Origin of the sequence: Aquibacillus halophilus, assembly GCF_009649745.1 — a bacterium.
Taxonomy (GTDB): Bacteria; Bacillota; Bacilli; order Bacillales; family Amphibacillaceae; genus Aquibacillus; species Aquibacillus halophilus.
Map to the genome: position 1 here is coordinate 122,511 of NZ_WJNG01000006.1, position 13,122 is coordinate 135,632.

Below are 13,122 nucleotides of genomic sequence, written 5' to 3' on the forward strand. Positions count from 1 at the left end.
GATAAAAATGGATTTTACAGCAAAAGACCTTATTAATTATTTTAAACAAGTGGTTGAAGTAATGGAGACTGAAAAAGACTACCTTTGTGAACTTGATCGTAAACTCGGTGATGGAGATCACGGGGTGACTATGTCAATCGGTTGGCAAGCAGTTAACAAAAAATTAATGAATGAATTAGAAAATGAAACAGACTGTGGAAAAATAAGTGCTGATGTAGGGATGACATTTTTGAATGCAGTAGGTTCTTCTGTTGGACCGTTGTACGCAACAGGGTTTATAAAAGGAGCCAAAATCATTAAAGGTAAATCTACCCTTAATGATTCAGACCTTGCTGAATTTTGGATTGCCTTTGCTAACGGTATTAAAGAACGAGGGAAAGCAGAAGTGGGAGATAAAACGATTGTTGATACACTAGATCCTGCAGCAAAAGCACTAGAAAAAAGTTTCGCTGAATCACAAGATTTTTTAAGTGCATTTAATGAAGCAGTTAAAGCTGGTGAAGAAGGCATGAAATCTACTAAAGATCTTATTTCTAAATTAGGTCGTTCAAGCCGTTTGGGTGAGAGGTCAAAGGGTGCACAAGATCCAGGAGCTACTTCTGCCTACTTAATGTTATCGACGTTTCTTAAAGTTGCAAAAGCTTCTTAAAATGTAAGTTACTATACACCTATTGCCGCGTCTGGTGATAGGTGTATATCAATTTAAAGTTATTAATTAATAATCCATCTCTAACTCTTCCTCATATTCCTAAAGTTATAGTTCCCCCGAGCTTAAGAAAGTTTTAGAGTATGGAAGGTTTAAAAATTCAAATAGGAGTTAGGGCGTGATTAGAAATGAAACCGAAAGTGTTTATTTCAGAACCGGTACCCCAAGAAGTTGAAGAGTATATCAGTAAATTTTGTGACTATAAGATTTGGAAAGAAAAATACCCAATTCCAAAAGAAATTTTATACAAAGAAACAAAAGATATTGATGGTTTAATGACTCCGAAGGGAGTGATTACCGAGGAGTTCCTCGAAAACTCACCTAACCTAAAAATTGTAAGTAATATTGCAGTGGGATATGAAGCTTTTGATATAAAAGCAATGAAAGAAAGAAAAGTATTAGGTACTCATACACCTTATGTACTTGATGAAACAGTAGCAGACTTAGCGTTTGGTCTCATCCTAATGACAGCTAGAAAGTTGGGTGAATTAGATCAATATGTTAAGAGTGGCAAGTGGCATAAGTCGGATAATCAGAAGTTCCTTGGACAGGATGTACATCATTCAACCTTGGGTATGATAGGGATGGGGCGGATTGGTGAGAAAGTAGCAAGACGTGCTACCTTTGGGTTCAACATGAATGTTCTCTACCATACTAGAAATCGACGTCCTCAACTCGAGGAGTCTTATGGTATCAAATATAGTAATATAGAGTCCCTTCTAGAAAACTCTGATTTTGTTTTATTAATGTTGCCGCTTACAGATGCTACATATCAGTTGATTGGACAAGAACAATTTAAACTAATGAAACAAAGTGCATTCTTTATTAACTGTTCACGAGGTAAAATTGTGGATGAAAAGGCTTTGATTCATGCCCTTGAAACTAAAGAAATAAGCGGAGCAGGGCTAGACGTATTTGAAGTAGAACCTGTTGATAAGGATAACCCCTTATTGAAGATGCAAAATGTTGTGACGTTACCTCATATTGGATCTGCTACAGAAAAAACTCGATTTAACATGGTGATGAAAGCTGCAGAGAATTTGGTTGCAGGTGTTACTAATCAGGTTCCACCTGATGTCGTTGACGAATTACGAGAATTATTAGAAAATTAAGCTATAAAGAGATAAATGGATTTTAGACCACACATAACGATATCTGCTCTTGAGTCTAGTTTTACTAGACAATGGATAGGTATCGTTTTTTGCTTTTAAGTTAATAGTTAAATCGATACTTATCCTCTATCCAATCCCAATATACCATCCATTTAATACATTTAACTGGATATTTTTAGTTAGAAGGGCTTTCCATTTTATGGTATTTATTTTTTGATTTTTTCAAATAGATTTTTATTATTTTCTTTTTCCTTTCACTTTGTAAAATAGCCTTTCCTTCCAAATTACTAATGTTTCGTTTAGTACTAACGCGTTAGAAGTGCAATGTGGAGCAATAAATTTCCTTTCAGAATTTTACCAACTAATTCATAGTGTGTTTAGCGCAATATAACGGTTAGCTGTTGAAAATTATATTAAAAACGCCGCACAGATGCTGTGCGGCGTTTTACTTGCGAGGATAACTTACAGTTTGCCACCTTTTGGTGTTTGGTGATTGGCCATTTTCTCGAAAAAATCAATAATAAAGGAATGGTCTTTCATACCATTACCATTGGCTATTTCGGAACTGAAAATTTCCTTTACAAGATTTGTAACTGGTAATGGAACGCCAATTGCATTTGCTGACGATTGTACATTTCCTAAGTCTTTATAGTTAATTTCGATTCGACCACCAGGTTCGAAGTTTCTATCAATGATTTGAGGCATTTTAGCTTCCATAACAGCACTACCTGCTAAACCTCCACTGATTGCCTCATACATTTTGTTTAAATCAATACCCGATTTACTTGCAAAGACACTAGCTTCTGATAGTGCCGCAAGGTTTATACTCACGATAATTTGATTTGCTAATTTAGTTGCAGATCCAGCACCTACATCTCCTACATGAACGATATTTCCACCCATGGATTCAAATAATGGTAATACTTGATTATAGTGTTCGTCACTTCCACCAGCCATGATGGAAAGCTTTCCTTCAATTGCCATTGGCTCACCGCCACTAACTGGGGCATCGATAAATGACATATTATACTCTTGTAGTCTGGCCGCAAAAGACTTTGAATCCTCAGGTGAAATAGAACTCATGTCAACAATAATGGTGTTTGGCTGACCGTTTTTGGCTAGACCGTCATCGCCAAAGAGTACTTGGGAAACATGTTTTGCTGCTGGAAGCATGGTAAAGATGACATTGCAATTTTCTGCGATTTCTTTATTTGAACTACAGGCATGTCCTCCTTGATCCACCAACTCATTAACTGCCTTTTCGTTTAAATCAAATAAATAAGTTTCAAATCCATCTTTAATTAAATGACCGGCCATCGGCTTTCCCATAATTCCTAATCCTACAAACCCAATTTTCATATTTAATTACCTCCATGTATATATTTTCCTTTTTATATTACTTATTATTTCATTTTATATTAAAATTGAAAAAGTGTACACCGATTTATATGTAAATCCAACAAATTCTGTTAAAATATTTAACTATATGAAAATAAAATATTGTTATATGAAAGTATATGAAAAATATTGAAATAAAACATTTTTTTGTTTTTATATATTGAATAGCTATATACCAAGGTTTGTGCCGGTTAAAAAGTAAAAAAAAGGATTTTCAACAAATTTATATTTTTTAAAAATAAAAAAGCGCTTACATTTTTTATTGACAATTGAATAATTTAAATTTAAAATGAAAAGAAATAAAACTTAGTTTCCTAGAATAGTATATTGAATACAGGGTAACTTTTTCATTTCGACAATTGAAATCGCTTACATAATCCAGAAGACAAGTATTTTAATAATAGTTTTGGTTTCTATTATTCCCTATCCATTAGTAATTAAAATTTTTTCAATATTTAAATTACTTAAATAAATATGAACAATTGAGAGGGGTGATAACTCGAAATTCTTTGTAATTACTTAGTCAACTAAAAAAAATAGGGGGTATTTTAATGAAATTTAAGTTTTTGCTTCTACTATTGTTATCGTTATTTGTAATTGTTGGATGTAATCCTACCAATACGGATGTAAGTAGTGGTGGAGAAGACGACACTGAGACAGAAACAGAAACAGAAACAGAAACTGAAACTGGTGGAGATGACCCAGAAGAAGTTAATTTACAACTATGGCATATTGAGGATGGTCCATCTGGAGAAGCAGTTCAAGCTGCAGTTGATCGATTTGAAGAAGCAAATCCTGGTGTATCAGTAGAAGTATCAAAACAAGAAAACGATCCATATAAATCTAAATTAGTTGTTGCAATGGGTGGGGGAAATCCACCGGATGTATTCCACTCTTGGGGCGGAGGCTGGTTGGAGCAATTCGTACAGGCTGGTCAGGTTAAGGAGATTACCAATGATATCGACCAAGATATTTATGTAGAGGCGGCTCTATCGGCATCTACTTATGATGGTAAAGTTTATGGGGCGCCGGTAAGTATGGCTGTAGTTCCTGTTTTCTACAACAAAGAAATTTTCGAGGAATATAACTTAGAAGAACCTGAAACGTACGAAGATTTGTTGGCGATTGTTGAGACGCTAGATTCTAATGGAATAATTCCATTTTCACTTGCAAATCAATCTAAATGGACGGGTTCTTTCTATCTAATGTATCTCGCTGAAAGAATCGGTGGTCCTGACTTGTTTAGTGAAGCCTTTAATCGTACAGGTAGAGGATTCGATGATGAAGCTTATATTGAAGCGGGGCATAAGTTGCAAGAATTAGTAAAAATGAATGCGTTTCCAGAAGGTGTAAACGGGATGAATTATGATACTGGTCAGTCAAGACAGTTGGTTTACTCTGGGAAAGCTGCAATGGAATTGATGGGTAACTGGTATGTGAACAATGTTAGAGAAGAAATGCCAGATTTTGAAGAAAAGCTTGGGTTCTTTTTAATGCCAGCCATTGAAGGTGGTCAAGGCGAGAAAAACCACGTTGTTGGAGGCGTTGCTCCAGTATTTTCTGTAGCAGAAACTAGTGACCATAAGGATCTCGCAACAGAACTAGTAAAGGAACTTGCTAGTGTAGCAACTGCAACAGACATGGCTAATAATGCAGGAGATGTTTCTGCTCTTATTGGTGTAGAATATAAAGATCCGTATGTTCAAGAAATTGCTGCGGTACTTGAAAACTCTGAATTTATGCAAACGTACTATGATCAAACGCTTCCACCTGAATTAGCAACAGTTCACTTGGATACTACACAAGCTCTATTTGGACTCTCAATGACTCCAGAAGAAGCTATGGCTGAAGTTGAGGCTAAAGCAAAAGAGTTATTAGATTAATCATTGGAAGTCTAATTTAAAAAAAGTCAAGGAAAACTACATTAGGTGACGGAACTTAATGTAGTTTTCTCATTATAATTGGGGTGAGATTATGCAAAAAAGTTTGGGAGAGACATCAACTCAAAAAAGTTTATCGTTAAACACTTCAACAAAGGCTATGAGAAAAAGACGTGAAATTTTAACAATTATTGGCTTTATGGCACCAGCTTTAATTATATACGGTGTGTATGTCGTTTATTCAATCGGTATGACATTTTATTACAGCCTATTTGAATGGTCAGGTATTGATAACAATTTTTCTTTTTTAGGGCTAGACAATTATGTTCGATTGTTGCAGGATGGAGTTTTTTGGGTGTCGCTTGGAAATAACTCCTTGTTACTTGGAGCATCTTTATTAACTCAGCTTCCGTTAGGCCTAATTATGGCACTATTACTCTTTAGTCCAGTTAAGGGAATGCGACTTTTTAGATCTGTTTATTTTATGCCATTTTTAATGTCAACGGTAGCCATAGGTATTTTGTTTGTATTTATCTATGATGGTAACTTTGGTTTATTAAATGATTTACTCGGTATGGTAGGGCTTGAATCTCTACAACAATCATGGATAGGTAAAGAAAGCACAGCTATTTGGGCCGTTATTGCAACCGTATGTTGGCAATTTGCGCCTTTTTACATGATTTTATTCCGAGCAGCGATAGTTGGTATTCCAGAAGAATTGTATGAAGCGGCAAATATTGATGGTGCTAAACCTTTACAACGGTTTAAAAACATTACGTTACCGTTATTGATGCCGATTATTATTACATCAGCCATTTTATCAATTATTGGTTCACTGAAATATTTTGACCTGATCTACGTAATGACAATGGGTGGGCCAAATAATTCAACTGAATTAATGGCAACGTATATGTACAAACAAACATTTACTAATTTTAATATGGGGTATGGAAGTACTGTCTCCTTCTCTATGTTTATTATTGCCTTTATTGTAACTTTGTTTATCCTAATTGGTGAGAGAAAAAGGAGAGGGGTAGAATAATGATAAAAAAAATACGTCAAATGCCACTATACCTTGTAGCGATAATTTTGTTGTTATTCACCGGCTTACCTTTTTTTATCATGATAAATACATCATTTAAGTCACAATTAGAGTTTATGACATCACCATGGTCTCTTCCGGATAGTTTTTCTTTTAGTAACTATGCACTTCTTTTAGACACAAACTTTTTTAGTTATTTCAAAAATAGTTTAATTGTTTCGGTGATTTCTGTAATAATTGTAATTATTTTCGGGGCGATGGCAAGTTATCCCTTGGCAAGATTGAAATTCAAACTAAATACACCACTATTTTTGTTGTTTATGGTTGGAATGATGATTCCGATACACACAACATTGATTCCTATTTACTTACTAACAATTAACCTAGGGTTGTATGATACAATTTGGGCTTTAATCGGACCGTATGTTGCATTTGCGCTTCCTATTTCTGTTGTAATCTTTACTCAGTTCATGAAGGAAATACCTAAAGAGCTAGAAGAATCAGCGAAAATAGATGGATGTGGACATATCAGATTATTTTGGAGAATTATTTTTCCGTTACTAACACCAGCGGTAGCAACTGTTGCAATTTATAACTTTATTCATATATGGAATGAGTTTATATTTGCATTGGTATTAACGAATTCATCAGAAAACGCAACGTTGCCTCTAGGTTTAAGAGAGTATTACGGAGAGTTTACCGTTAATGTTCCTGCGATTATGGCAGCACTCACACTAGGAAGTTTACCGCTTTTACTAATTTATTTTGTAGCCCAAGAGAAAATTGTAAAAGGACTCGCAGCGGGTTCTGTGAAAGGTTAATTTAATTATTTTTTACTTCAAAAAAATATAAATGAATAAGGCCTCCTTTTGGGAACTATGCGATTGTAATGAATCGCATAGGCCATCCCTTAAGTAGTTAAGAAGTTGTTTATTTCTAAGGCATTCTTGTTTTTTTATACTATCACTCAATTGAAATTACTTGCTGATAGTATAAGAAAGCAATTTTTTTGTGATAGTATTATATTGTAATGGATTACTGTATTAAGGAAGGATTGATTAAATGACGAAAATAATAAATCCTGTATTGCCAGGATATCATCCAGACCCTTCTATTTTAAGAGTCGAAGATGATTATTACATTGCAGTTTCTACATTTGAATGGTTTCCGGGGGTGCAAATTTACCATTCTAAAGATATGGTTAATTGGAGACTACTTACATACCCATTAACACGAACTTCTCAATTAAATATGATCGGAAATCCTAATTCGGGAGGCGTCTGGGCGCCTGCCTTAAGCTACTCAGATGGACTGTACTATTTAATTTATACCGATGTGAAGAGTAGAATGGGAGCGTTTAAAGATACACATAATTATTTAGTAACAGCAGAAAATATCGAGGGACCATGGTCTGAACCAGTATATTTGAATAGTAGTGGTTTTGACCCGTCTTTATTTCATGAAGAAGACGGGTCCAAGTGGGTAGTAAACATGATTTGGGATCATCGTAAGGGAACTAACTCTTTTGCGGGAATCGCCTTTCAGGAGTATTCCGTTGAGGAACAAAAACTCGTAGGAGAAATCAAGAATATTTTTAAAGGCTCTGAATTAGGTTTAACGGAAGCACCTCATATTTATAAGCGCAATGGTTATTATTACTTAATAACTGCTGAGGGAGGTACTTGGTACACCCATGCTGTCACCGTTGCTCGATCCAAAACACTTAGTGGTCCCTACGAAATCGACCCTACTAATCCAATACTTACCTCGAATCAAGATGATTTGACGCAATTGCAAAAGGCTGGGCATGGTAGTTTTGTGGAAACTCAAAATGGTGAATGGTATTTGGCTCATTTATGTGGACGACCGGTTGTCGATAAAAAATGTATTCTTGGTCGTGAAACTGCCATACAAAAATGTTATTGGACTGAGGATGACTGGATTCGAGTTGAGGGTGGTAATCATCCGAAATTGGAAGTTGAAGCACCTAATCTAAAACAACACCCTTTTGAACTGGAACCTAACCATGATGACTTTACAGCAAAAGCATTTAAAAAATATTGGAATTCTCTAAGAAGACCCTTCACAGAAGACTGGGTCTCTTTGACAGAACGTCCAGGTTTTTTAAGGTTGATAGGTGAAGAGTCAATGAACTCTGTACACCATCAAAGTCTTGTAGCTAGAAGACTTGAAAGCTTCAATGTAGAAGTAGAAACTGCAGTCGAATTTGACCCGGTGAATTTTCAACAAATGGCAGGATTGATCGCCTGTTATGATACAGATGACTATGTGTATCTTCGTGTTACTCAACACGAGCAGCATGGTAAATGTTTAGGGATCATTGAATCAAAGCATGGGAAATATGATGAGTTACTAGATGAGGACATTCCTTTAACAGCAGACTCAACCAAGTTAAAAGCAACTATTGACAATGAATGGCTCCAGTTTTTCTACGCCGAAGGAAATGGCGATTGGCAAAAGATTGGTAGCAAAATAGACATTAGTCATCTCTCTGATGATGATGCTGACTATATTCGTTTTACTGGTACGTTTGTTGGCGTTTGTGCACAGGATTTAAGTGGTCAAAGCCTGCACGCTGATTTTGAATATTTCGATTATCAAGAAAAAAAGTAATGGATAAATGAAGGGGGGGTTATCTGCCCCTTCCTTTTCCTCAAAACAGTATTTAAAAAATGATAGGAGTGTATTCTATGAAAAAAGCATTAATTTTTCAAGGTGGATGGCAGGGACATGAACCTGCAGAAGTAGCGGGTATTTTAGCAGGGATTCTCAAAGAAGAAGATTTCGAAGTAAAAATAACTGATACGCTTACAACATTAAAAGAGGACGATCTTACTACATACGATTTAATTGTGCCGAACTGGACGCAAGATACGATTTTGGAAGAACAACTAACGCCATTAATGGAAGCGATTGCATCAGGTGTTGGGTTAGCGGGTTTACACGGTGGAATGGGCGACTCCTTTCGAATGGCGGTGGATTATCAGTTTATGGTAGGTGGACAATGGGTTGCTCATCCAGGAAACGATGGTGTCAGTTATGATGTTCATATCTTAGATCAAGATCATCCACTAACTGAAGGTATGGAAGATTTTAAAGTAGTATCCGAGCAATATTACATGCATGTCGACCCTGCAGTAAAAGTACATGCGACTACTAGGTTTCCTGTAGCAGAAGGGCCATATCAGACTAACGGTGAAGTAGATATGCCTGTAGTTTGGACGAAAAACTGGGGAAAAGGGAAAGTCTATTATTGTTCATTAGGACACGTAGCAGAGATTGTTAGAATGCCAGAAGTTATTAAGTTAATGCGAAAAGGAATGAGCTGGGCGGCGAGATAAATCTATCAAAGTGATGAACAGGTGAGGTGTAAAATGCAAACTATTAAAGCTGGTTTAGTTGGTTGTGGAAACATTAGTAAAATATATTTTGAAAATGCAAAAAAATTCAACGTCTTTGATATTGTTGCTTGTTCTGACTTGGATTTAGAGCGAGCAAAACAAAGTGCAGAAAAATTCGGCATTCCGAAAGCTTGCACGACCGAGGAACTATTATCAGATCCTGATATTGATTTGGTAATAAACCTAACAATACCAGCTGTCCATGCGAAGGTAGCTCTTGCTGCAATTGAAGCAGGTAAACATGTTTATGGCGAAAAGCCATTAGCTGTATTACGAGAAGATGCACAAAAAGTATTGGAGCTTGCTAAAGAAAAAGGAGTGCTTGTGGCTAATGCCCCAGATACGTTTTTAGGTGGGGGTATTCAAACGTGCCGAAAGTTAATTGACGATGGATGGATTGGAAGACCCGTCTCTGCAACTGCATTTATGATGAATCACGGACATGAAAATTGGCATCCTGATCCTGGTTTTTATTATCAAACAGGTGGAGGACCAATGTTTGATATGGGGCCATATTACATCACGGCGCTAATCTCATTAATGGGGCCAGTAAAACGAGTTACTGGTTCAACAAATATTACTTTTCCTGAAAGAACAATAACTAGTCAGCCTAAATATGGTGAGAAGATTCTAGTAAACACCCCTACCCAGATTAATGGAATACTAGATTTTCAAAACGGGGCTGTAGCATCCATCATTACAAGCTTTGATACTTGGTATCATCATCTACCAAATATCGAAGTTCACGGGACTGAGGGGAGTATGGTGGTTCCAGATCCTAACAGATTTGGGGGACCAGTATATGTTCGTAGACATGACCAAAAAGAATGGTCAGAGATTCCATTAACTCATGGATTTACTGAAAATAGTAGAGGATTAGGGATTGCTGATATGTCACATGCAATTTTAACTGGAAAAGAATCCAGAGCTAATGGAGAGCTTGCTTACCATGTACTAGATGTTATGCACGGCTTTCAGGACTCATCAGATACTAATCAACATTATCAATTAACTAGTACTTGCCAACAACCTGAAGCATTGCCAATTGGTATGAACTACGGTAACTTTGATGATTTACTAAGAGGTTACTAGTCGATTTTTAAAAATAAGGAGTGTGTGTTAATGAAACTTGGCGTTTTTGCTGTCTTATTTGGAGACAAGTCACTCGAGGAAGCACTGGACATTATTGCTGAAAAAGGCTTAGATTCAGTAGAAATTGGTACAGGTGGATATCCGGGAAACTCGCATTGTAATCCGAAGGAGTTGCTTGAGGATGAAAAGAAGCTAAAAGCATTTAAGCATGCTATTGATAGCCGTGGTCTAGAAATTAGTGCATTAAGTTGTCACGGAAACCCACTTCATCCTAATAGCCAAATTCAATTAGAACATCATCAACAATTTCAAGATACCGTCCGACTCGCATCAAAGCTAGGAGTCGAAACAGTAATCACTTTTTCAGGCTGCCCCGGTGAATCTGAATATTCTAAGTTTCCTGTTTGGGTCACCTGCCCATGGCCAGAGGACCATTCTGAGGTGTTAAAATGGCAGTGGGACGAGCGAGTTATTCCGTATTGGAAAAAACAAAGTGAGTTTATGAGAGAGCATGGTGTTCGTGTAGCTATTGAACCCCACCCTGGATTTGTAGTTTACAACAATGAAACAGCATTTCGTCTCAGAAACGAGTGCGGAGATAATATAGGAGTTAACTTCGATCCAAGTCACCTATTCTGGCAACAAATGGATCCGGTTGTTGGAATTAAAGAAATTGCTAAACAAAATGCACTATATCATTTTCATGCAAAGGATACAGCAATTGACCAACAAAATACAGGTTCAAATGGTGTATTAGATACTAAACCTTATAGTGATGAACTAAATCGATCATGGATATTCCGAACAATTGGCTATGGACATGGTGAAGAAACGTGGCGCCAAATTATTAGTGCACTTCAGTTGGTAGGTTATCAAGGAACAATTAGTATAGAACATGAGGACAGTTTAATGTCTGTGGATGAAGGTTTTCAAAAAAGCGTGGCATTATTAAAGAATGTACTTATTAAAGAAAAGGTTGGTGAAATGTGGTGGGCGTAAAGCAAAAGGAAATTAGAATTGGAATGGTAGGATATCAATTTATGGGAAAAGCTCATAGTCATGCTTATCGTGACTTACCTTTTTTCTTTGATCCAAAAGTGAAACCAGTCCTTAAAGCAATAGCAGGAAGAAATGAAGAGGCTGTTAAAGAAGCTGCTGAAACAATGGGATGGGAGTCCTATGAAACAGATTGACGAAAATTGATTGAACGTGACGATATCGATGTGATTGATATTGTAACCCCAAACCATACTCATGCAGAGATTGCGATTGCTGCTGCTGAAGCGGGCAAACATATTATATCGGAAAAACCACTTGCATTAACGGTTGAAGAAGCCGAACAGATGTATGAAGCAGTAAAAAAACATAAGGTGAAACACATGATTTGTCACAATTACCGTTATGTACCAGCTGTTCAATATATTAAGAAGCTAATTGATGATGGACGTTTAGGTAGAATCTATCACTTTAGAGCAAACTATTTACAGGATTGGATTATGGATCCGAATTTTCCGCTTGTATGGCGATTAAAGAAAGAGGTCTCCGGTTCTGGTGCTCTAGGTGATATTGGAGCACATAGCATTGATTTAGCTCGCTTTTTAATCGGTGAATTCAAGGAATTAGTAGGAACCACGGAAACATTTATCAAGGAGCGGCCTATTGGTGAAATGTCAGGCGGTCTAAAAGCTCAATCAGGTGGTAATGAAGTAGGAGAGGTTACTGTTGATGATGCAGTAGCTTTTATCGCCCGGTTTGAAAATGGAACCTTAGGAACGTTTGAGGCTTCTAGGTTTGCTGGTGGGAACCGCAACAAAAATAAGTTTGAAATAAATGGAGAAAAAGGTTCGGTTCGTTGGGACATGGAAAATATGAACAATTTAGAGGTGTTTTTTCAAGATGATGAACCTGGATTACAGGGATTCCGACTAATTAATTGTACGGAAGAGCACCATCCCTACGTTGGTGCATATTGGCCTGCAGGACATATTATTGGGTATGAGCATACGTTTATTCATTTAATTCATGAATTTATGAAGGGTATTGTAGAAGATTATCAGCCAACCCCAAACTTTGAAGATGGGGTGAAGAATCAAAAGGTATTGGAGGCAATTGATCAATCGTCTGAGACAAAACAGTGGGTTAAATTATAATTAAGAAACGATATTAGGAGGGAGGCCTTAGGGCGCTTCCTCTTTTAGTTTGCTCTTTTCAATTTTAAAACCTCACAGTTGATGTAAATTGCGTCGTAAAGTAGCTACTAGTTGATTTGCGCTTCGGACAGTCGCTTTCCGCGGGCAACGCTTCAACTTCCTCGGAAGAATACCGCTTCCTGCGGGATTTTCAGCCGTCGCTTTTCCCAACGAAACGATCCCAACGGAGGGAATACACGGAGACTCCTCGAAAATAAACATCCATTTTCTTCGTGCGGTGTTGATTCAAGAAGAAAATTCAAGTCCTGCGGGATGGAAAG

The 13,122-nt window shown here is 36.9% G+C and carries 11 protein-coding genes and 1 pseudogene; 10 read left to right on the forward strand and 2 right to left on the reverse strand.

Annotation, left to right across the window (positions count from 1 at the left end):
- Positions 1 to 7: 7 nt before the first annotated feature.
- Together dhaL and GH741_RS08715 are read left to right on the forward strand one after the other, a co-directional pair.
- On the forward strand, positions 8 to 649 hold the full coding sequence (gene dhaL, locus GH741_RS08710; protein WP_153736410.1) for a dihydroxyacetone kinase subunit DhaL: 642 nt from the start codon (positions 8 to 10) through the stop codon (positions 647 to 649).
- 185 nt (positions 650 to 834) lie between these two features.
- Positions 835 to 1,818: a 2-hydroxyacid dehydrogenase gene (locus tag GH741_RS08715; protein ID WP_153736411.1), complete on the forward strand. Its 984-nt coding sequence runs from the start codon at positions 835 to 837 to the stop codon at positions 1,816 to 1,818.
- A gap of 462 nt (positions 1,819 to 2,280) precedes the next feature.
- Here GH741_RS08715 and GH741_RS08720 read toward each other — a convergent pair whose 3' ends face one another.
- Positions 2,281 to 3,177 (reverse strand): 2-hydroxy-3-oxopropionate reductase, encoded by an 897-nt coding sequence (locus GH741_RS08720; RefSeq protein WP_153736412.1) that lies wholly within the window; start codon positions 3,175 to 3,177, stop codon positions 2,281 to 2,283.
- Between the two features lie 590 nt (positions 3,178 to 3,767).
- On the opposite strand from GH741_RS08720, the gene GH741_RS08725 reads away from it, so the two are divergent.
- The 8 genes and pseudogenes from GH741_RS08725 to GH741_RS08760 all read left to right on the forward strand — a co-directional run bounded on the left by GH741_RS08725 (position 3,768) and on the right by GH741_RS08760 (position 12,802).
- Positions 3,768 to 5,099, forward strand: coding sequence for an extracellular solute-binding protein (locus GH741_RS08725; protein WP_153736413.1), 1,332 nt, complete (start codon positions 3,768 to 3,770; stop codon positions 5,097 to 5,099).
- Positions 5,100 to 5,190: 91 nt separating this feature from the next.
- Complete coding sequence (locus GH741_RS08730; RefSeq protein WP_153736414.1) at positions 5,191 to 6,138, forward strand: carbohydrate ABC transporter permease; 948 nt, start codon at positions 5,191 to 5,193, stop codon at positions 6,136 to 6,138.
- Positions 6,138 to 6,959, forward strand: a complete 822-nt coding sequence (locus GH741_RS08735; protein WP_153736415.1) for a carbohydrate ABC transporter permease — start codon at positions 6,138 to 6,140, stop codon at positions 6,957 to 6,959. Before GH741_RS08730 ends, GH741_RS08735 begins: the two co-directional genes overlap by 1 nt.
- A gap of 241 nt (positions 6,960 to 7,200) precedes the next feature.
- A complete protein-coding gene (locus GH741_RS08740) occupies positions 7,201 to 8,772 on the forward strand; it encodes a glycoside hydrolase family 43 protein (RefSeq protein ID WP_153736416.1) in 1,572 nt (523 codons plus the stop codon).
- Between the two features lie 77 nt (positions 8,773 to 8,849).
- Positions 8,850 to 9,500, forward strand: coding sequence for a ThuA domain-containing protein (locus tag GH741_RS08745; RefSeq protein WP_153736417.1), 651 nt, complete (start codon positions 8,850 to 8,852; stop codon positions 9,498 to 9,500).
- A 33-nt stretch (positions 9,501 to 9,533) separates the two neighbouring features.
- Positions 9,534 to 10,652, forward strand: a complete 1,119-nt coding sequence (locus GH741_RS08750; RefSeq protein WP_153736418.1) for a Gfo/Idh/MocA family protein — start codon at positions 9,534 to 9,536, stop codon at positions 10,650 to 10,652.
- A 30-nt stretch (positions 10,653 to 10,682) separates the two neighbouring features.
- On the forward strand, positions 10,683 to 11,651 hold the full coding sequence (locus tag GH741_RS08755) for a sugar phosphate isomerase/epimerase family protein (protein WP_153736419.1): 969 nt from the start codon (positions 10,683 to 10,685) through the stop codon (positions 11,649 to 11,651).
- 23 nt (positions 11,652 to 11,674) lie between these two features.
- Positions 11,675 to 12,802, forward strand: a pseudogene (locus GH741_RS08760) (Gfo/Idh/MocA family protein).
- A 72-nt stretch (positions 12,803 to 12,874) separates the two neighbouring features.
- Here GH741_RS08760 and GH741_RS08765 read toward each other — a convergent pair.
- Complete coding sequence (locus GH741_RS08765; protein WP_153736420.1) at positions 12,875 to 13,012, reverse strand: hypothetical protein; 138 nt, start codon at positions 13,010 to 13,012, stop codon at positions 12,875 to 12,877.
- Positions 13,013 to 13,122 lie beyond the last annotated feature (110 nt).

Excerpts from the sequence above, each read along its gene's own strand:
- GH741_RS08740 (WP_153736416.1), top strand. The coding sequence starts at position 7,201 with ATGACGAAAATAATAAATCCTGTATTGCCAGGATATCATCCAGACCCT.
- dhaL (WP_153736410.1), top strand. The coding sequence starts at position 8 with ATGGATTTTACAGCAAAAGACCTTATTAATTATTTTAAACAAGTGGTT.
- GH741_RS08750 (WP_153736418.1), top strand. The coding sequence starts at position 9,534 with ATGCAAACTATTAAAGCTGGTTTAGTTGGTTGTGGAAACATTAGTAAA.
- GH741_RS08725 (WP_153736413.1), top strand. The coding sequence starts at position 3,768 with ATGAAATTTAAGTTTTTGCTTCTACTATTGTTATCGTTATTTGTAATT.
- GH741_RS08715 (WP_153736411.1), top strand. The coding sequence starts at position 835 with ATGAAACCGAAAGTGTTTATTTCAGAACCGGTACCCCAAGAAGTTGAA.
- GH741_RS08730 (WP_153736414.1), top strand. The coding sequence starts at position 5,191 with ATGCAAAAAAGTTTGGGAGAGACATCAACTCAAAAAAGTTTATCGTTA.
- GH741_RS08745 (WP_153736417.1), top strand. The coding sequence starts at position 8,850 with ATGAAAAAAGCATTAATTTTTCAAGGTGGATGGCAGGGACATGAACCT.
- GH741_RS08755 (WP_153736419.1), top strand. The coding sequence starts at position 10,683 with ATGAAACTTGGCGTTTTTGCTGTCTTATTTGGAGACAAGTCACTCGAG.
- GH741_RS08735 (WP_153736415.1), top strand. The coding sequence starts at position 6,138 with ATGATAAAAAAAATACGTCAAATGCCACTATACCTTGTAGCGATAATT.
- GH741_RS08720 (WP_153736412.1), bottom strand. The coding sequence starts at position 3,177 with ATGAAAATTGGGTTTGTAGGATTAGGAATTATGGGAAAGCCGATGGCC.